The organism is bacterium (assembly GCA_021372515.1).
In the GTDB taxonomy this organism is placed as follows: domain Bacteria; phylum Gemmatimonadota; class Glassbacteria; order GWA2-58-10; family GWA2-58-10; genus JAJFUG01.
The window spans coordinates 1-19,631 of record JAJFUG010000022.1 but is presented as its reverse complement, the minus strand read 5'-3'; the positions used below and the strand labels follow the sequence as shown (position 1 = coordinate 19,631).

The 19,631-nt window shown below is 63.6% G+C and carries 14 protein-coding genes; 3 read left to right on the top strand and 11 right to left on the bottom strand.

What is annotated here, in order from left to right; all coding sequences use genetic code 11:
- Positions 1 to 18: 18 nt before the first annotated feature.
- Entirely contained in the window at positions 19 to 2,376 is a 2,358-nt protein-coding gene (locus tag LLH00_01865; protein MCE5270014.1) for a DUF4962 domain-containing protein, read from the bottom strand.
- 187 nt (positions 2,377 to 2,563) lie between these two features.
- Here LLH00_01865 and ytxJ point away from each other — a divergent pair, with 187 nt between their 5' ends.
- Positions 2,564 to 2,893: a bacillithiol system redox-active protein YtxJ gene (ytxJ, locus tag LLH00_01860; protein MCE5270013.1), complete on the top strand. Its 330-nt coding sequence runs from the start codon at positions 2,564 to 2,566 to the stop codon at positions 2,891 to 2,893.
- 18 nt (positions 2,894 to 2,911) lie between these two features.
- Here ytxJ and LLH00_01855 read toward each other — a convergent pair whose 3' ends face one another.
- The 3 genes from LLH00_01855 to LLH00_01845 all read right to left on the bottom strand — a co-directional run bounded on the left by LLH00_01855 (position 2,912) and on the right by LLH00_01845 (position 8,083).
- The gene (locus tag LLH00_01855; GenBank protein MCE5270012.1) at positions 2,912 to 5,173 is read right to left on the bottom strand and encodes a heparinase II/III-family protein; all 2,262 of its coding nucleotides are present in this window, start codon (positions 5,171 to 5,173) and stop codon (positions 2,912 to 2,914) included.
- Positions 5,174 to 5,200: 27 nt separating this feature from the next.
- Positions 5,201 to 5,719, bottom strand: coding sequence for a hypothetical protein (locus tag LLH00_01850; GenBank protein MCE5270011.1), 519 nt, complete (start codon positions 5,717 to 5,719; stop codon positions 5,201 to 5,203).
- A gap of 90 nt (positions 5,720 to 5,809) precedes the next feature.
- Positions 5,810 to 8,083: a heparinase II/III-family protein gene (locus LLH00_01845; protein ID MCE5270010.1), complete on the bottom strand. Its 2,274-nt coding sequence runs from the start codon at positions 8,081 to 8,083 to the stop codon at positions 5,810 to 5,812.
- A 206-nt stretch (positions 8,084 to 8,289) separates the two neighbouring features.
- Here LLH00_01845 and LLH00_01840 point away from each other — a divergent pair, with 206 nt between their 5' ends.
- Positions 8,290 to 10,044 (top strand): hypothetical protein, encoded by a 1,755-nt coding sequence (locus LLH00_01840; GenBank protein ID MCE5270009.1) that lies wholly within the window; start codon positions 8,290 to 8,292, stop codon positions 10,042 to 10,044.
- A gap of 13 nt (positions 10,045 to 10,057) precedes the next feature.
- Here LLH00_01840 and LLH00_01835 read toward each other — a convergent pair whose 3' ends face one another.
- On the bottom strand, positions 10,058 to 11,101 hold the full coding sequence (locus LLH00_01835; protein ID MCE5270008.1) for a GHMP kinase: 1,044 nt from the start codon (positions 11,099 to 11,101) through the stop codon (positions 10,058 to 10,060).
- Between the two features lie 175 nt (positions 11,102 to 11,276).
- Here LLH00_01835 and LLH00_01830 point away from each other — a divergent pair, with 175 nt between their 5' ends.
- A complete protein-coding gene (locus tag LLH00_01830; GenBank protein ID MCE5270007.1) occupies positions 11,277 to 12,296 on the top strand; it encodes a glycoside hydrolase family 5 protein in 1,020 nt (339 codons plus the stop codon).
- 181 nt (positions 12,297 to 12,477) lie between these two features.
- Here the strand turns inward: LLH00_01830 and LLH00_01825 are convergent, their stop codons facing one another.
- From LLH00_01825 to LLH00_01800, 6 genes are all read right to left on the bottom strand, one after another.
- Positions 12,478 to 13,776 (bottom strand): Gfo/Idh/MocA family oxidoreductase, encoded by a 1,299-nt coding sequence (locus LLH00_01825; GenBank protein MCE5270006.1) that lies wholly within the window; start codon positions 13,774 to 13,776, stop codon positions 12,478 to 12,480.
- A gap of 73 nt (positions 13,777 to 13,849) precedes the next feature.
- Complete coding sequence (locus LLH00_01820; protein MCE5270005.1) at positions 13,850 to 15,310, bottom strand: sugar isomerase; 1,461 nt, start codon at positions 15,308 to 15,310, stop codon at positions 13,850 to 13,852.
- Between the two features lie 689 nt (positions 15,311 to 15,999).
- On the bottom strand, positions 16,000 to 16,206 hold the full coding sequence (locus LLH00_01815) for a cold-shock protein (GenBank protein MCE5270004.1): 207 nt from the start codon (positions 16,204 to 16,206) through the stop codon (positions 16,000 to 16,002).
- A gap of 172 nt (positions 16,207 to 16,378) precedes the next feature.
- On the bottom strand, positions 16,379 to 17,293 hold the full coding sequence (locus LLH00_01810; protein ID MCE5270003.1) for a radical SAM protein: 915 nt from the start codon (positions 17,291 to 17,293) through the stop codon (positions 16,379 to 16,381).
- A 116-nt stretch (positions 17,294 to 17,409) separates the two neighbouring features.
- Entirely contained in the window at positions 17,410 to 17,952 is a 543-nt protein-coding gene (locus LLH00_01805; protein MCE5270002.1) for a hypothetical protein, read from the bottom strand.
- A gap of 83 nt (positions 17,953 to 18,035) precedes the next feature.
- On the bottom strand, positions 18,036 to 19,631 hold a 1,596-nt coding region (locus LLH00_01800), incomplete at its 5' end, for a sigma-54-dependent Fis family transcriptional regulator (GenBank protein ID MCE5270001.1).

The following is a 19,631-nucleotide window of genomic DNA, read 5'->3' as shown; positions in this document are numbered from 1 at the left end:
GGCTTGCTCTTGGGCGGTTCAGGGTTGAATTCCGGTGGTTCGCTGGACAGTCACCACACCGGTGGCAAGGTCCAGGCCCACGTTGACCGGCGCTCCCCGCTCGAACCAGCGCAGCCAGGCCTGGCTGCGGACCACGCCGCCGGTCAGACGGTCCAATGGCGGAGCGCCGGCGGAGCGCACGTGAAGAAGGTTCAGCAGCACCACACTGCTGTCGGTGAACACGGGACGGATCACCAGGCGCTCGGTGGTCTTGAGCTGGAGGCCTTTCTCCACGCTGAACGTGCTCCAGTCGTGGCTGCGGCGCTCGGGGGCCAGGGGGTAGACATCCAGCGCCACCGGGCCGTTCAGGGCCTGGATGCGGGTGAACTCGCGGCTGAGCTGGGTGCCGGGCTCGAAATGCAGCAGCCATTCCACCGAGCGCTCGGCCGGGGCGTGACGGTCCCAGACGGCGAGCTTGAGCAGCCTCGCCCCCTTGCCCAGCGGCGCGCCGCGCACCTCGATCCGGCTGCCGTTCTTGAGCCGCACCTCGGGGATCACCTGATAGTGGGTGTCGGTCACCTTGAGCGTGTCTTTCCAGGCGAAAAGCGGGGTCGAATCCACCAGCAGCGTGTAGGCGCCCGTGCCGGGGGCGTTGTCGACATAGCTCAGGCCCACCGACCAGACCCCGTCTCCGCCCGGGAACACACAACCCGCCGTGCCCCGCTCCCCCACCACGTTGCCGTCCTTGACACTCAGATCGCCCGTGAGCAGAAGCGAATCTGCACCCCAGTCGAAGAGCTGCCCGCTGGCTTCCAGTTCGATCTCATCCGCCACCAGGAGCATGTCCGGCCGCAGGTAGAGGAAATGCCGGCGGAAACGTTCCAGGCCCAGGCCGGGATGGTAAGCGCGGCTGAGGTCGGCCAGGGCGTAGTCATAGTCGACGGTGGAGCGCACCTCCACCAGGCGCGGGTACTGCCCGAACGCCAGGGCCTCGCCCGTGGCGAACCAGGGCTCGTCCTCGCCCAGCTGTCCCTTGCCCCGGATCAGCAGGGTGTTGTGGTTGGCCGTGCGCTTGAGCATGGTGTAGCCCGGGTCGACCGCCAGGAACCGCCCGCGTGAGAATATCTGGAACGAACCGGCATCCGGATGCCCGTGCGCCGCCCCCAGGTCGTAAGTGGACACCCCGGTCTGGCTCCGTCCCATGAACGGCCCGCACTTGATCCCGATCAGCGTGGCTGAAGTGTCCTCCCAGGCCGAGCGCAGCATCAGCTGGTCCAGGTCGGTGAAATGTTTCTGCAGGGGGAATTCCGCGGGAGAGGCGGGACGGATCGAGTCCGTGTGCCAGGCCAGGGCCCACCAGGAGGCGCTGGCCAGGCCCGAGTCGCGCTGGGCGATCAGACGGTCGGCGAGCCAGAGGGCCGCCCCGTTGCCGGTGCGACCGGCCAGAAGGTAGAGCTGGGGCTCGGGGCCGTGGCTGTTGCCGTGCCGGGGGCTGTCGCCGAAAGTCATGGCCCAGCAGTCCTCGCGGGTCGCGGGAAGAAGGCTGTGCAGGACAAAATCGGGGTAATTGCGCAGCCATTCACACTTGTAGTAATCGCGCCCCAGCAGATCACGGGCCAGCTCGGCGTAGCGCAGGCAGTATTCCTCGGCGTAGTTGCCGTAGCTGAGGCCCTCGATCGAGCCCCCGTCCGGGTTTGACACCTCGAACACCCGGGCGAAGAAACTGTCGCAGGCCCCCAGCCATTCAAGGGCGCGCGGGTCCTCGCCGTAGAGCGCCCCAGCGGCGAACGCCAGTCCGCCGTAGTTGACATGCGCGTGGTTCTGCAGGTACTGGTTGCGGTACCAGGCCCGTTCCCGGGTGATCTGACGGTACTGGGCCTCGGCCTCCTCGCCCAGGCGGTCGGCGACCAGGAAACGCTGGTCCCGGCTCAGCTTGGGGTACAGCCAGTCATAGGCCAGGGCTGCCCCGAGCAGGAGATGGCCGTGCAGGAGGTCGTACTCCGGGTCCCAGACCGGCTTGCGGCAAAGCTCGAACAGGTAGTCGCGAGCGATAAGGTAGAGCGAGTCCTCGCCGGTCACCAGCCAGGCGAACGCCAGGTCCGCGGCCAGGTCGCCGTTGCCCCGGTCGAGCTGCTCCGGCATGTGGGCCGCGGCGCTCACTTTGCCGGGGAGGTCCTCCAGGTAGCGCCGCCAGAGTTCGCTGCGGCTGTCGGCGAGGGAGGCACGCAATGCGTCCAGCTTCTCCTGGCTTAGGATCAGCCGCGGGTGCACCTCGAAGAACGCGGCCAGATGGCGGGCGGCCTCCCGGTCAAGGCCGCCGCGCTCGCTTTCGCTGTGGCAGGCGACCAGACACACAGCCGCGGCAAGCAGTACGGCCAGGACGAGGGGTTTCCTCACGGGCTTTCTCCGGGGGCAAAGGGTTGGATTCAGCACGTTTCCGGCGCAATTTAACACGCCGGGTGCAGTTGCACAAGCCGGGCGGCGGGAATAAAAGAGTCCTGCGCCTCCCCGTGACCTTGATTCGGCCCCGGCCTGGATGATAGATTTGAATATACTTCGGCCCGAGAAAAGGAGGAATGACTCGATGCTAAAGCCCCTGAGCAGCGTAAGCGAGGTCCTGGAGGCCAGCCGCACGGCCCCGACCCTGGTGTTCAAGAACAGCCGCACCTGTCCGATCAGCGCCGAGGCCCGTCACCAGCTCGAAACCTGGGCTGCGGTGAACAGCCGCCCGGATGTCTATATGCTCACGGTCCAGGAGAATCGAGATCTATCCGTGGAGCTGAGCGACCGGCTGGATGTGGAGCACGAGACCCCGCAGCTCCTCCTGTTGCACAACCGGAAAGTGCTGGGCCAACTCAGCCACTACTCGATCAAGAGGGAGAGGATAGAGAAACTGCTGACTGACAGGCTGTAGAATACAACGAGCGGACCGTTAAGGCACCCGCTTGAGGCTGGCCGGGCCGGAGGCCTCCAGACGGAACGTGAGCACCCCGGCCTCGCCGGAATAGAGCGCGGTCACAGGCTGGCCGCCGCTCAGAAGGCGGAACACGGTGCGCTTGTCCACCCCGGCCAGATAGACCCGGCAGCCGGCGGGAAGGCCCTCCGGCAGGACCAGGGAGCGGGTTGGGCCCGAGTCCGGGTCGCGGTCGCGGGTGAAAAGCAGGGCAAGCGTGTCGGCCACGGCCCCGGCCAGGTCCGGACTGCCCACGCGGCGGAAAGTGTGCCCCGGCGCGACGCCGCTGTCGGACAGCTCGATCACGTTCACGAACAGGTCCTGCAGCCGCGCCCCGCCGGGCGAAAGCTCCACGGTCCAGGCCCCGGGCTGGGCCGGCGGCCCAAAATAATTCCCTCCGCTCAGGGGAAGGTTCTCGCCGTTCACCTCGAACTCATGCCCCGATCCCCCCACTTTGCTGCGATTCACATCCTCCGGGAACAGAGGATAGAGAGTCAACTGTCCCTGACCCTCGCAGGCGGTGATCGTCCCATCCGCGCCAAACTGCGGCTCGTTCACCGTGTGCAGCAGCCAGGTCTTGCCGAACTCCGGGTCGGTCGAATCGACATTGTCGCAGACCGCGACCGTGCTGGGCTTGACAAATAGCAGGCGACGCACGAAACGGCTGATCTTGGGCCGCGAGTCCGGGTCGGTGACCAGGGTGCTGTTGTAGGCCCGGGTGGCGTCCCCGGCCACATAGTCAAAGGCCCCGCAGCTCTGCCAGGCGACTATGTCGCCCATGTCGGCGTTGGCTCCGCTGCGGTACTGGGCCCAGTAGTCGCCGATATTGCGGTTGGAGTTTCGGAACCAGTAGTCCAGTGCGCGCTGGCCGCCCTCGGAGGACCAGCTTTCGAAGCGGCGCGAGGGGACTTTCTCCCGTGGGTCCTTGACCAGGACCGTATTGTGGGCGATGGCCCGGGTGGCGTATTTCACGTGGTGCGGGCTGTACCCGTCGTAGTAGCCCGCATCCAGGGCCAGAGCCCCGCGGCGGTAGATAGTGAACTGGTTTTGGTCCAGGTGGTCGTGGCTGCCGAAAAAGTCGCCGCACTCGAAATGGATGAACGTGTCATCCGGTCCCCAGCCGCTGCGCAGGGTCACATAGCCCAGACGCTTGAGGTTGATCGCCTGGCTCGGGTTCAGCTCGCGGTAGTCCACCGGCCGGATCGAGGGGTCGTAGAAAAGGAGCGGCATCCAGAGGTCGCCCGAGTTCATCGCGCGCTCGCCCAGACGCGCCTCGGCCTCATCGATCAGGAACCGTCCGTGGCCGTTGCGGTAAGCCGCCACGATAATCTCAAGCGCCTGGCGCAGGGTGTAGTCGGGCAGCATGCGCGGGGCGGGCATGTCGCCGCTGCGCACGTAAGTCCAGTCGGGACGCAGGCTGGCCAGGCAGAAATATATCCAGAGCTCCATCCAGTCGCCCTGGTTGCGCTTGATCCGGGCGAACAGGTCGGCCCCGGTGGCGCTTTGCAGCGCGGCGAACCAGATCGGGGTCTCCTGGATGAAATGGTTCAGGCTGTACGCCATGCCCTCGTGCCAGCCGCCCTCCATCATGGCCATGGCCTCGAACGAGCGCGAGTACCAGTCCATGGCCAGACGGATGAGCCGGGTGGCCGAGGTGTCGCTGAAGCCCTCGTACAGGGCCAGGCCGGTCAGCCCCAGAGCCAGGGCGCCGTTGGAGTAGTAGTTGTGCATGATCTCCGGCCCGAAAAACACCTGCCCGGTCAGGCTGTCCCGGTCGGTCAGCTTGGCCGCCATGGCGAACATCTTGGCGCGCAGGGCTTCCTTTTTCTCCGGAGTGAAACCCTCGTAGTTGTAGAGCCAGTCATAGGCCAGGCTCATGCGCTGGAGGTTTTCGCCGTTGTAGAACAGGTCATCCTGCGGGGGAAGGGCCAGCATGCGGGCGATCACGGAATCGGCCTGCGGCCCGGCCTCCTCGCCGTTGGCGCTGCGGATCAGGCAGTCCAGGGCCGCGGTGTGGAACTCCTGACGGCTGAGACGGGCGTACCACTTGTCCCAGGGGGCCTGTCCCACCCGGGCGGCCACAGTCTCGATGTCCGGCCCGGCGGGCCAGCTCTTGGTGGCGAACATCAGACGCGGGTGGTCGCTCACGATCAGGTTGGCCAGCGTGGTCGAGCCGGCGGCAAAGGCCTGCGCGGCGCACAGCAGCTCCAGAGTCAGCAGCAGCGATATCTTTTTCCGCAATCCTTGCACTCTCTCCCCCGCAGGCGGTCAGTCCTGGCTCACGCTCTTGAACACACAGCTTTCCTCTCCGGTGCCCCAGCAGCTTATCTCGTGGGTGATATAGTGGCGGCCGTAGAAGGAGAAGAGGATACCCGAGATCAAGCCCTCGTCGAAAATGCACTTGGTCGAGCCGTCCTCCGGCAACCCGGAGCAGTCCAAATCTTCCGAGATGTCGAACATGAACTCGCGGCTTTCGTCGTCCTTGCTCACCACCTCGAAATAACCGATCTTGAACACCAAGAACAGGTCGCGGATTTTCTCGAACAGCTCTTCCTCTGATTTCACGTTGCGCAGGAACCCGGCGTACATCCCTTTGCCGGCATGCTCGCCCGCCCGGTAGATTATCTCGGCGGTCTTTTCCACGCCGCATTCCTTTATCATCGCGGTCTTGATCGAATCGATCACCATGCGGTAGATGGCGATGCTCATCATATCGCCCAGGGTGGGACGGCCCTTGGCCAGGTCGCCCACGCCGTCTATTTTTCTGACATCCAGATTTGTGGCCATGCTTTCTCCAGAATCGCTGTTGATTATCCCGGCCGGAACACCCGGCCGTTATTGAACGGCATGAAATGATACCGGACTAACCATCCAACACTATTTTTTCGGTGTTGCGCCCGGCTCCAGGGTGAGGCTCAACCCGTTGTACTGGCCGAGGTTCAGACGCAGCACTCCGCCCTGGCCCACCGGGAACACCCCGTGCTCGGCCTGCCCGGTGCGGACACGGTAGAGCCCATCCGCCACCAGCCCGGCCAGATAGACCCGGCTGCCCGGAGCAAGGCCCGCGGGAAGGCTGAGCCGCTCGGGAGGCGGAGCGCCCGCAGTCCGGTCGCGGGTGAAAAGAAGGCACACCTCCTCGGCCACGGCGCCCACGAAATCCTCGTTCTGCACGAGGCTGAAATTCCTTGGTGCGGCCACCCCGCGCTCTCCGGTCTGCATCAGGACCAGGTAGATATCCTGCTTGCGCGGGTCACTGATAGTCAGGTCCAGACGCCAGGCCCCCGGCTCGGCCGGGGCCTGGGTCTCGTTCCCGCGTAAGGGGCGGTTCACTCCGCTTACGAGGAACTCTTTGCCCGGCCCGCCGGTCCTGGTGACGAACACGTCCTCCGGCAGCAGCGCCTGCAGGGTCAGGCGTCCCTGGCCGGCTTCTATAACTACCGAGTTGTCCCCCAGTATCTGCGGCTCCTCGACCGTGTGCAGCAGCCAGTGTTTCTCGAACGCCTCGCAGACTGCATCCACGTTATCGCAGACCGCTACTATATCCGGCTTGACAAAGAGCAGACGGCGGGTGAAACGGCTGATCTTGGGACGCGCCCCCGGCTCGGTCACGACCGTGCTGTTGTAGGCCGCGGTGGCATCCCCGGCCACGTAGTCGAAATCCGGCTCGTTCTGCCAGGCGGTCATGTCGGCGGCATCCGCCCAGGCCTTGTCGCGGTACTGGTCCCAGTAAAGGCCAAGCTCGTAGTTGGAGTTGCTGAAATAGTAGTCCAGCGAGCGTTGCCCGCCATCCGAGGGGAACGGGTCATGGTAGTGGCTGTAGGTCATCTCCTGGGGGTCGCGCACCAGCACGGTGTTGTGGGCCAGCGAGCGCACGGCGTACATCTCGTGCTGCTCCCCGTACCCGTCGTAGCCCCCGCTGTCCAGGGCCAGGGCGCCGCGGTGGTAGATCGTGAAACTGTTCTGGTCCAGATGGTTGTGCGAGCCGAAATAGTCCCCGGCCTCGAAAGTGATGTAGGTGTCGGCCTCGCCCCAGCCGCTGCGCAACACGGCCAGGCCCAGGTGCTCGGGGTTTATCACCCGGCTGGGCGGCAGCTCGCGCCAGTCGCGGGCCTCCAGGCTATCCGAGTAGAACAGCAGCGGCATCCAGAGGTCGCCGTCGGACAGTGAGCGCTCGCCCAGACGTTCCTCCAGTTCGTTCAGCAGGAACTGTCCGTGCCCGTTGCCGTAGGCGCTCACGATCAGCTCCAGGGCCTGGCGCAACGTTCGCTCGGGCAGCATGCGCGATGCGTTCGCATCCCCGCTGCGCATGAATGTCCAGTCCGGGCGCAGCGCAGCCAGGCAGAAATAGATCCAGCCCTCCATCCAGTCACCCTGCTCGCGCTTGATCCGGGCGAACCAGTCCTCGCCCGTGGCCGTGCGGTAGGCCGCCACCCAGATCGGGGTTTCCTGGAGCACGTGGTTCAGGCTGTAGGCCATGCCCTCGTGCCAGCCTCCGCCCAGCAGCTCCATCGCCTTGAACGAGCGGTTGAAATACCAGTCCTCGGCCACCCGGATCAGGTGCGTGGACGCCGTGTCCTGCGGCCCCTCCCAGAGGGCCAGGCCGGTGAGGCCGATAGCGAGCGCGGCGTTGGAGCAGTAGTTGTGGAAGATCTCTTCTCCGTAGACAATTTCCTCGCCCTTGGCCCCGCGGGTGACAAGGTGGTGCGCCATGCCGAGCATGCGCGCGCGCAGCTTCCGCTTGGCATCGGGCGTGAACCCGGGGTAGTTGCAGAGCCAGTCGTAGGCCAGGCTCATGCGGTGAAGGTTCTCGCCGTAGAAAAAATTGCCCTCGCGCTCGGGCAATGCCAGCATCCGCGCGATCACGCTGTCCGCGGCGGCGTCCCGGGGTGAGCCGGCCTGGCCCAGTTCAGAGCGCAACAGCCAGCTCAGGGCGCCGGTCTGGAACTCCTGTGCCCCCATACGGCCGAACCAGGATCTGTATGGCTCGCGTTTCACCCTGGCGGCGGCCTCGGCCGGGCTGAGCGCGGCCTGCCATTTCGATGTCCGGAACATCAGGCGCGGGTGCTCACGCACCGGCTCGGCCGCGCGGACCGTTACGGCCAAGCCAAGAACAACCGCTGCCAACAGAAAGCCCGACCGGAAAAGTCTCATGCCATCCCCTGCGTTTCGCTTGACCCTGCTGCGGTGTTCCGCACCCTGAACGAAAGAAACAAAATAAAGTCACCGGCCTCCCCGGCGCAACCTCAATCTGTAGCCGTCTGTCTGAGCCATTGCGCCAAATCAGGCCCGCAACTACTTTATGACCCAAGCGTTCCGTTTGTTTTCCAAGAGATGCCCTCAAGCCCCCGGAGAGCCGCATGCCCAACCGATTTCTGTTCCTTATACTTGCGTCCGCGCTGCTGTATTCCCCGCTGCCGGCGGCCGACCCCACAGCGCCAGAACTCTACCGCTCCGTGATCGTGGCCGGCGCCACGCGGGCGCTGGACTGGCAGAGCGATGGCGGGCGCTACAACAACAGCCAGGCGGACAAGAACAGGCCGGTCCAGGACATGCTGGCCACCACCCAGATGGCGATCTACCCCGTGGCCTGGCTCTACAGGCACAAGTATCCCGACAACCCGTTCTACGGCGACAGGCGGGCACTGGAATCGGTGATCCGAAACGGCGATTACCTGGCCGCCTACCAGCCCTCCAGTTTCTGGCCCCTCAGCCAGTGGACCGTACACTCCTGGCTTTCGGCCCTGGAGCAGGTGCAGGATGAGCTGGACCCGGAGCGGCGCGCCCGCTGGAGCGCGGCCATCGAGCACTGGGTCGCGATGTATCTGGACTACCTGCACAAGTGCGAGGGCAAGCGCCAGTATACCGCGGTCCAGCTTGGCACCAGCCCCAACCACTACTCGCTCTACCTGGTGGCGGTGATGAAAGCCGGCCAGGTGCTGGGACATCCCGAGTGGACCGATTACGCCCGCGGCCAGTTCAGAAACCTTCTGCGCAGCCAGCACCCGGACGGGTTCTGGGCCGAGCATGACGGGCCGGTGAACCGCTACACCTGGATCACCCTGCAAGGGGTGGGACTCTACTACGAGATGACAGGCGACCCCGAGGCCCTGGAGGCGATCCGACGGGCCAAGGATTTCGTGCTCGGGTTCACCTACCCCGATGGCTCGGCCGTGGCGGTGATCGACGAGCGCAACCGCTACGCTCCCGGCCTGTCTCCGACCCACGGCCTGCTGGGACTGGGGCATTTTGCGGATGGCCGGCGGTTCTGCCGTCTGATCGCGGCGAAGATGGCCGCCGGGGCGGCGGACGAGGACGGCTCCGGGTTGAGCAACGAGTCCCTCTCCCACCTGACCGACGCCCTGCGCTACTGGGAGGCCGGCCCCGAGGCCGCGGTGCCCTGGGACAGTCAGTCCTACGACCGCACGCTGGTGAGCGGCGCCCGCCTGATGCGCCGCGGAGACTGGATTGTCACCCTGTGCGGCATAGTCAGCCCGCCCTGGGAGGGCAACCGCTTTTTCCTGGACCGCTACACCTATATCGAGGTCTGGCACCGCAAGTGCGGCCTTGTCCTGGGCGGCGGCAACACCAAGCGCCAGCCGCAGATCGCCACGCTGCTGATGGAGCCGAGCCACGGCGGGCTCGATTTCTGGCCCCGCGACAGCCGTATCACCGGCGCCGGCGACAGCCTCTGCCTGGAGCTTGCCTGCGACAAGTTCAGCGCGCGCCTGAGCGCCCGGGTGATAGATTCCACCGAACTGGACCTGCGCGTGCATTTTATCGAGACCAGCCCGCCCATGCTCTGGCCCAACCGCTACGAGTGCAACCTCCAGCTCCAGCTCAATGCCGGCGAGACCCTCACGGCCGGGGACGGCCCCCACGCGCTGGGCCCGGACAAACTGAATGTATGGGAGAGCAATCTGGGCGAACGCATTTCCACCGGGCGCTGGAGCCTGACTGTGCCTGCCGGGCGCACCAGTCTGCGCTGGCCGTTCCTGCCGTTTTTCAACTACGACGTGGACGGGATCGGGGGAAAGAATTCTGCAATCGGCATTCTGTCAACCGCGGCAAGAATTTACGAAGATGATTTAGAGTACAGGCTGAAGGTTAACTGAGCGGAAAAAGCTCTCACTGACGCCAGCGGCGCAGGCCGTGACGGCTCAGGTACAGCGGGATGTGGCGGAACAGCGGGTCGCTCTTTTCTACCTCGCGCAGGAGGGTGCGCTTGACACTGGAAAGCGGACCGCAGAGGATTGTCACCGAGCCGCCCTCCCCGCCCGCGCCGTTCACTTTCCAGCCTGCCGCGCCGTGCGAGCGGGCGATCTCGATCACCTTTCGAGCATCCGCTCCCACCAGGGCCGGGTCCAGGCGCTCCTGGGCCTCGGTATTCTGCACCATCGCCTGGCCCAAGGCCGCGAAATCGCCGGCGTAGAGGGCATCCCGCGACAGCTCCGCGGTGCGGCGAAGGTCCTCCAGGCGCTTGCAGTCAGGGCCCTCACCGCGCAATTCCTCGATCACTTTCTCGTGCACTTTCGAGGAGTGGTGCCCGCGCCCCAGGTAGATCAGGGCCAGACGGCGCTCCAGCTCCCACCATGTCTCATCCCCCACCCGCACCGGCGTGACCGTGGCCTGAGGGTACTGGCTCATCTCGATGAAATTCACCCCGCCGAAAGCCGAGGCCAGCTGGTCCTGGATGCCGCTCTGCAGGCCCAGCATCCCGGTCTCGATCTCATGCGCCGTGGCCGCCACCTCCTGCGCGCTCATCCGTCCCGGGGTGAGGTAATCCAGCGCGCCCACCAGGGCCACGCTCACCGCGGCGCTGGTGCCGGTGGAGGCCCCGGCCGGAGCCTCGGAATGAATGGTCACCTGGAACGCCAGCTCCTCGGGCAGACCCATGCGACGGATCGCCGCCTCCAGCAGGGGGTGACGGTCCCACTCCTCTGCTGCGGGGTCCACCGCGTAGCGCTCGCCGTAGTTCTCGGCGTGGATCACGCAGCGCTCGGCCGCCTCGGCGCGCCGGAATACCTCCAGCTGCACCTCCACTATCGGGTAGACCGCGATGTTGAACACCTTGCCGTGAGCGGCGAACCAGGTGTCGGTCCAGCCGCCGTTGTCGCAGATACGGATCGGCGCGGCGCTGTTGATTACGGCCAGGGGCCGGGGCGGGTTCATCATGCTCTCCAGTGAAAGTTCAAGGCCATCGCGCAAAATAATACCACCGCCGGGGCCGCGGTTCAAGGTCGCTGTGTGTCACGGGTGGGTTTACGCCGCTGCCCGCGGGTTGTATATTGAGATTGAATTGTGAACCCTGGTGCGTGACCCCTTACCAAGACCGGAGATATGCACGATGAAAATTCTCTCTCTGCTGGCCGCCATTCTGGTTTCAGGCTTGTTCTCGCTGGCCCGGGCCGCCGGGCCGGTGGCCTGGCCCGACCATATCCTGCGCGGGGCCAATGTGGCCACCAACCTGACCGAGACCGACGTGGCCCTGCTGGCCCTGGACTGGAAAGCCAACTCCTGCCGCCTGTTGATCAACGACCTGGTCCCGGACAAGCCCCCCTACCGTCCCAGCGAGGAGCAGAAGAAAAGAGCGTTCGAGACCCTGGACCTTCTGCTCAAGTACAACCTCTACACCGTGTTCAGCCCCAGCCCCTCGTTCCGCGACAACGATCTCTTTTTCTCCAACCCTGAGTACCGCAAGGCCTACGTGGAGTGCTGGCAGGATGTGGCCCGCCGCTACAAGGATGCCGGCCCCATTGCCTACGACCTGATGAACGAGCCGCACGACAGCCTGGCCCGCACCGAGTGGAGCGGCTTTGCCAGGGAGCTGACCAAAGCGATACGGGCCATCGACAGCGTGCACACGATCGTGGTCGAGCCGCCGGAGTGGGGCTGGGCGGACGGGTTCAAGTTCCTGGAGCCCACCGGAGACCCCAACACGGTCTACAGCTTCCATTTCTACGGACCCATGGACTACACCCACCAGCGCAACGGCGGCCACATGCAGGCCACTGAAGAGCAATGGAAAGAGCGGGTTTACCCCGGCGCTACCATGCAGGGTGAGGTCTGGGACCGCGCCCGTCTGGAGGCCGAGGTACAGAAAGCCGTGGCCTACGGCAAGGCCCACGGGGTGAAAATCTGGTGCGGCGAGTTCGGGGTGGCGCGCTGGGCCGTGGGCGCACCCCAGTACATGCGCGACTGGATCGAGCTGTGTGAGGCCAGCGGCATCGGCTGGAACTACTACGCTTTCCGCGAGTGGTCGCCCATGGACATGGAGATGGATCCCGGCGTGCGCGGTGGCAAGACCGCTCGGGGCGAGACCGATTTCACCCGCCTGTTCCGTGAGTTTTTCTCGCGCGGAAAATAAGCCGGAGCGGGAGACGACGCCGTAGGGGCGGCCCCCCGTGGCCGCCCGAAAAGGGATGTGGGCAGGCACAGGGGCCTGCCCCTACATAGCAGGATTCCAGGAAGCAGTACCTTGGGATTGACAATAAAAAAGCCGGAGACCTCGCAGTCTCCGGCTTTTGTCTATCTGCCTATCCTATCGATCACAGCGGCCGGGGCTGTCCCGGGATGGCCACCGCGCGCTGGGGCGCCGGGCCGAACGCCGGCTTTTCCGGCACCAGGCTCAGGGTGGATTTGGAAATCTCATCCCAGGTGATTTTCTTGCCCGTGTAGGCGCTCTCGCGTCCCAGGACCGCGGTCAGAGTGCTGTCCACCGCGAAATCCAGGGCGTCGTTGCGCGCCGCACCCTTGCGGATGCTGTCGATCAGCACGTTGTGCTCGTACACTGTGGCGTTGGTGTTCTGGCCGCGGAAACGCCAGTTCACCTCACCGCGGATACGCTCGCGCGAGTCGCTCATGCCCTTGGTGCCGAACACCAGGTTCGAGCTGGCGTTGTCGCAGTTCTCCCACTGGCGGCACATCAGGTGCACCTGGATGTCGTTCGGGTACTCGTAGTAGACGCTCATGTTGTCCCAGATGTTGCCGTACTTGGGGTCGGTGCGCTGCTGACGGCCGCCCTGGGCCAGGGCTGAAACCGGGGTGGCCCCGAGGACCCAGTTCATCAGGTCGATCTGGTGCACCACCATCTCCACGATCTGATCGCCGGAGAGCCAGCAGAAATAGTACCAGTTGCGGCACTGGTATTCCATCGGGGTCCAGGCCGGGTTGTTACCGCGGTGCCACAGCCCGCCGCCCATGCGCAGTATCTGGCCCGAGACGATCTTGCCCAGGGCGCCCTTGTGGATCTGGTCCACGGTCTCGATCACGGCTGTCTCGTGACGGGCGTTCAGGCCGACCACGATGGACAGGCCCTTGCTCTTGGCCGCCTCGGCCGCGGCGCGCGCCTTGCGGCAACCCACCGGGTCGGTGGCCAGGGGCTTCTCGGCGAACATGTGCTTGCCGGCCTTGACCGCGGCCTCCATGTGCAGGGGGCGGAATCCCGGCGGGGTGGTCAGGATCACGTAGTCGATATCGGCCTGGAGCACTTTCAGGTAGGAGTCCATGCCCACGAACATGTTTTCCTTGGGCACGTTGATCATTTTCTGCAGCTCACCCTGAAGGTCCTTGTCCTCGCGCAGGGCCTTGAGGCTCTGGTCGATCCGGTCCATGCCCAGGTCGGCCATGGCGACCAGCTCGACATTGCCCGGTTCGGCGGTGATAGCGTTGGCCGCCGCCCCGGTCCCTCGTCCGCCGCAGCCGACCAGCCCGATCTTCAGACGTTTCTTCGAGGCCTGGGCGTGCGCGCTCTTGACAAAGGGAAACGCCGTAATCACCGTGGCCGCTGCGGCCCCGGCGGTCAGAAAATCGCGGCGCGAGATCGATCCATCCAGCTCCTTGCTCATCTTTTCTCCCCTCTCGAGTTATCGTAAAACGACCGGTGGATTGGTAGCGACAATTTAAGCCTCATTCTTTTCGTCAGACAAGGTTGTTTCCGTCCGAGACATTCACCCATTCTATTCCGAGCTTGCGCACCGCGTAGCCCACCTCTTTCAGGCAGTCGCCGTAGCAGATCATCCAGTGGAAGCCCTGCATCTCGGCCAGCAGCTTGCGCCAGTCCCCGTCCACCTCCACGTCGATCTGCGAGCGGCAGATGTCCATGAACGGGTGGTCCACTATCCTGCCCGAGAACCCGATCCAGCGGGAGGAGTGGAAATTGGGCGCGATGTTGGTCACAGTCTGCCCGATGCGCATCTCCACCTTGGGAGCGGCGCCGTAGTCCGACTCGTAGTGGGTCAGGATTTTCACCGGCTCCAGGTCGACCCCGTTCATCCGCCGCGGCGCGGTGCAGTGCGCCACGGTGACCACCCCGTGATGCGGGTGGGTCGGGTCCTGCATGAACACCGGCCGCCCGGAAACATAGCGCAGAAGCACCCCGGCCGGGATGACCACGAAATCGCTCTCACAGAACGCCATCAGGCCGTCGTCGTTGATCAGGCTGAGGCTCATGCAGGCGGTGGTCTTGGCGATGGGGATAATCGTGGACATGCAGTTGTTGATGGTCATGGCCGGAGCGTCATGCTCCTGCATCAGCTCGCGGAAAATGTCGGCCAGCAGGATCGCGTTGACCACGAACTGACGGTCGGTGCCGAGGCTGACCTCCTTGCGCGAGAGCATCTCAGCGCAGCGGCGCTCGGCATCCGCCACTTTCCTACGGTCGGCCAGGGTTTTCTTGATCCGCGGCTCCAACTGCTCGTAGCTCACTTCGCGGATGTCCATCTTCCAGAGGTCGCGGCTGATACCCGGGGCCAGGTCGTAGCCCTCGCCCCAGCCGCTGGCCCCGCCCACGGCCACGATCCGCGTGCCCCGGGCATTCTTGAGGCCGTAGAGCGCGCGCAGGCGCCAGAGCACGTCCGCGTACTCGTCCACCACCACGTCGTAGACATCCATGTTCTTTTCGCCGTAGGCGTCCTTGGTTTTGCGCAGGAATCGCGGGTGGGCGATCTCGTACCAGAGGTAGACCGGGCCGCTGCGGTGGCGCAGGAACATAATCGCGGGCTTGCCCGGTGCGGTGAGTTTCTCCAGCCAGGAGTTGGAGCCCATGGCCGCGTAGAACAGAAGGGCGTCATGGTCGCCCTCGCCTGCCGCGGCGCACTCGCTCTCGGAGCCGGCCTGCCCCAGGGGCAGCACCTCCAGCGGGAACCCGGCGTCCTGCACCAGGGCGGCCAGCTCTTTCTGTATCCGCGCCGCCTCGTCCTGGACGTCCGCCATGTCGTGCAGTCCGCCCCAGGGCCGCCAACTGGTCTGGTCCTGGCGCTGGCAGAGTTCGTAGACCAGCACCGGCTTGACCCGTAGCGGCTTGCCGATCTGAAAGTCCCGGTCCGAAACCGGCATTTTATCCGGCAGCCGTCCCGCTGTCCCGCTTCCCAGCGCCAGCACCCCGGCGCTCCCCGCCCCTAATCCCGCAAACCTGATGAATTCACGACGATTGAGGTTGGATAACATCGGATATCCCTGTCTTCTCTCGGGCACGCATTATGGTTCCGGTGGTGCGGGAAATGTAACCACAGCCTGCATTGCAGCCTCGGGCGAGGCTGCGCAGGAGACATTCTCGGGAGACAGGGCACGGTATTTGCTTCCGAACCATAAGCCGGTAGCAAACTGAGACAGCACCCGGAATGGATATTAGCACACATTGCGAGCAGGCAAAAGGTTTTTTATCGGACTGAACGGATTGGACGCCCACGGAGCGGGCGGAAAGGCGGAATAAAGTGACAATCCGAGCGGGAAAGAAGACAGAGGGCGGCAAATCGCTGGTCCAGCGGGCGCTGGAAAAAGCCGCCATTCTGCGGGCGGCGATGGAGCCCGAGAATCAGGCCCAACCCACGGTCACCGAATAGATACCGTTCGGGTGGCGGCGCTGTCCGGCCTGGAACAAGCTGCAATCCGGAGTGAACGAAGGCGGAGGAATCAACGCGCCCGGACTCACCCGATATAATCACCTCCGCGAGGGCCTGTCGGACTCCGGCCGGGGGCTTAAGTAAAATGGCCGTTCAAGGCAGGCCCAACAAAAACCCCCGGACAACACGAGGTTATCCGGGGGTTAACTCGATTTCAGACTACTGCCGTCATGCCGCTACGGGCGTAACATTTATAGACTGAAGGCCCTTGGGGCCCTGTACGATCTCAAAAGTCACTTCTTGATTTTCGTATAAGGTCTTGAACCCGTTTGAGTTGATGGAGGAATAGTGAACGAATACATCCTCCCCGTTGGACTGCTCAATAAAACCGAAACCCTTTGCTTCATTGAACCACTTGACTCTACCGCTAACCATCAAAACTCCTGCTGTAAAAATGAGTAGCCGCCGAATAAATTAGGTAAAGCTCGCTGCAGCTACAAAAAAAGCAGAGGAAGGCAAAGCCTCCTCTGCCACGCCAGCAGTATAACAACATTCTCTTCTCAATGCAAGATAATTCTTTATTTATTCCTTGTAATCTTGAAACAATTCAGTTCTCTTCTCGTTGTCCGATGTGAAAATAATCTTTCGGGAACATCCTGTTGAGCAGCAGCCAGGACCTTAGATTGCCCCGCGTCAACGCATAGCTCACCATCGGCACAATACACCCGCAGGTCGCGCAGTTTACTCCAGTTCCAAGAACACAGGGGGTTTTCCGCTGCATTTCGGACGAATAGGATACGATGTTCCGGCCCTTGAACAGGCATTTGTGGTGATGCTGCTTTTCTTTTAACAGGTTGATGATGTAAGGGGTCATGAATACGAGCTTCCGGTTGCTCTTCCAGGCTGCGGAGAGCTTTGCCAGAGTCCAATCCAGCTCCGTTCCCGAAAGCAGCAAAGGATCATTGTCCTTATCGTGCGAGGTGTACAGGCTGAAAGTGATCCCTGCCACCCCGGTCTTTCTGGCCAGGCCCACAAGCTCATCGATATATCTGAAGTTCGACTTTGAAAGAGTCGGCGAGATGAGGACCCGCTTATCGCCGGTTATGTTCTCAACCACCCTGTCGAACACCTTTGCGCCCCGGATCCGGTCATGCACTTCCCTCGGCCCGTCAATGCTGATGAACAATCTCCGTCTGATACGCTCCGGCACCTTTATCACTCCGTTGGAGGCGATGGACAGGCCGTTAAACACACGGTCCGCGCTCTCGATCACTTTTAGCCGCAGGGTCGGCTCTCCACCGGAAAGGAAAGCGAAAGCCACCCCCTGGGATTGATGCTCTGTAAAGACCTCTGTCCACTGCTCATCCGACAACTCTTTATTGGAATCGTTATTCTTCATCCAGTAACAGTGTTCGCATTTCAGGTTGCACCTTGAGGTTATCTCGTAGTTGGCGATCCTTGGAACAGAACCGCCCTTGCTGAAGTCGTGTACAAACTTAAAGAATCGCGTGATTTTTCCCATTTTCGCCTCAAAACGAATATAGCAGTCAATTACTGAATAATCTATCCGAGCGCAACAGAATCGCGGCAACATCAGGATTTATTCCCGGACAAAACCCGAGCTTATATTCTCGGAAGTCACCCCACAGTCACGGCGTAGATGCCGTTGAGGTGGCGGTACTCCTCTCCCATGCCCAGCCCGTAGCCCACGAAATAGTCCTCGCCGCTAACTTGGAACACGCAGGAATCCGGGGTGAAAGCCGCGCCCTGGCGGTGCAGAAGGACACAGGTCCTGATCGCCGCGGGCTGAAACTCACGCTCCAGCCGTCCGGCGACACTGCCCAGGGTCAGCCCGGAGTCGCAGATATCATCCAGCAGCACCACCACCCGTCCGTCCAGCAGGTCGCGCCGCGGAGCAAAGTGGGAGAACTCCACCACCCCGCGCGAATAAGTGTTGTCCGAGTAGGAGGACACCCCGGCGAAATCGTAGTAGTAACGTCCGGGATAACGCGCCATCAGGTCACAGGCGAAACGCACTCCGCCCTTGAGCAGCACCAGGAACGTCACCGCCTCGGCTGTTCCGTCCGGCCCGATCAGTCCCTGATGAATTTTTTGGGCCAGAGCATCCACTCCAGCCAGAATCTGCTCGTAGCTGTAAATCAACTTTACATTGGTTGACAATCCCGATCCCATCCTTTACCGGAACACCCGAGTTCCAATTTTCACTTCCTGATAAGCACAATCTACAAGCCGGCCCTCATTTGTCAACCGCGCTTAGAATTATCCCCAGACTGCGAGCGGATCTGCCGCAGCTTGCGGTAGAGGGTCGCCGGGCCAATCCCCAGACGGCGCGCGGCCTCGGCCCGGTTGCCGCCCACAGCCTCCAGCACGCGCCGGATGTGCGCCAGCTCCACCTCCGCCAGGCTGCTGTCGGGCCCGACAGCGCCCTGCGGTCCTGGAGGGCGGGTGATCGAGGGTGGAAGGTCATCCGGGGTTATCACTTCCCCTGAACAGACTATGGCCGCGTGTTCGAGCGTGTTCTCCAGCTCACGGATGTTGCCCGGCCAGGGGTAATCGAGCAGCAGCTCCACGCAGGCGCTGTCCAGGCGCAGGCCGGGAAGGTTCATGCGCAGGCTGACCCGCTCCAGGATATGCCGGGCCAGGGGCAGGATATCCTCGCGGCGCTCGCGCAGCGGGGGCAGCTCGAACTGGACCACTTTCAGGCGGTAGTAGAGGTCATCGCGGAACTGGCCCGACTTGACTATCTGCTCCAGGTTCTGGTTGGTGGCCGCTATCACCCGCACATCCACCCGCAGCGCGCGGGTCTCGCCCAGGGGAATCACCTCGTGCTCCTGGAGCACCCGCAGCAGCTTGAGCTGAAGGTTGGGGCTGATATCCCCGATCTCGTCCAGGAAAATGGTCCCGCCCTCGGCTTCCTCGAAAAAGCCGCTCTGGTCGCGGGTGGCGCCGGTGAACGCGCCGCTCTTGTGGCCGAACAGCTCACTTTCGATAAGGGTTTCGGAAAGAGCGGTGCAGCTTACCGGGACGAAGGGCCCCGAGGCGCGTGCCGACAGCCGGTGGATCAGGCGGGCCAGCACCTCCTTGCCCACTCCGGTCTCGCCGGTGATCAGGATGCTGGAGTCGAAACGCGCGGCGCGCTCGGCCAGGTGCAGAATCCTGACAAAGCGCTGGTTGCGCAGCTCGACCGGGAAAATCGGCTTGCCGTAGAGGGCGCGCTCCAGGCGCTGACGCTCCTCGGCCAGCTCTTTCTCTCGCTGCTTTATCTTGCTGGCCAGGGAGTCGATCTTGCCCCGGATGTCCTCGGTCTGAAAATAGACCAACTGATCGCTCAGCGGCTTGTCCCACGACATGGCGTCACGGCCCTCGGCCAGGCAATGGCTGTCGCCGCGCGCCCGGCAGCGGGTCTCGATGAAATAGACCTGGAAACCCAGGCAGAACGAGCAGAAACCGCTGGCGTAGCCGCTCAGCACCCAGCAGCAGGGCAGCTCCTCTGAGACCGGCTCGCAGGTGGCCGCTTCGGCCTCGCTGCTGTCCTGCCAGGCATATTCGAGGTGGCAGCGTCCGGCGGAGGGATCGAGACTGATAATTTTCAGCTCGGTCTGGGCCGCACCCTGCAGCGAGTTTAGCACCGGCCCGGCCTTGAGCATCTCCTCGGTGCTGTCCCAGTGGAACGAGCGTTTCAGCGCCGAGGCATCCGCCTGGCCCCAGAAATAGCCCATCCGCGTGCAGATACGCCGAGCGTGCTCCTGGCCCACCATGTTCACCAGGTCGCGCCGGAACTGGCCCATGGCGAACAGGTCGTGGATCACCACCCGCCGGCCCAGCAGTGAGACCAGGCC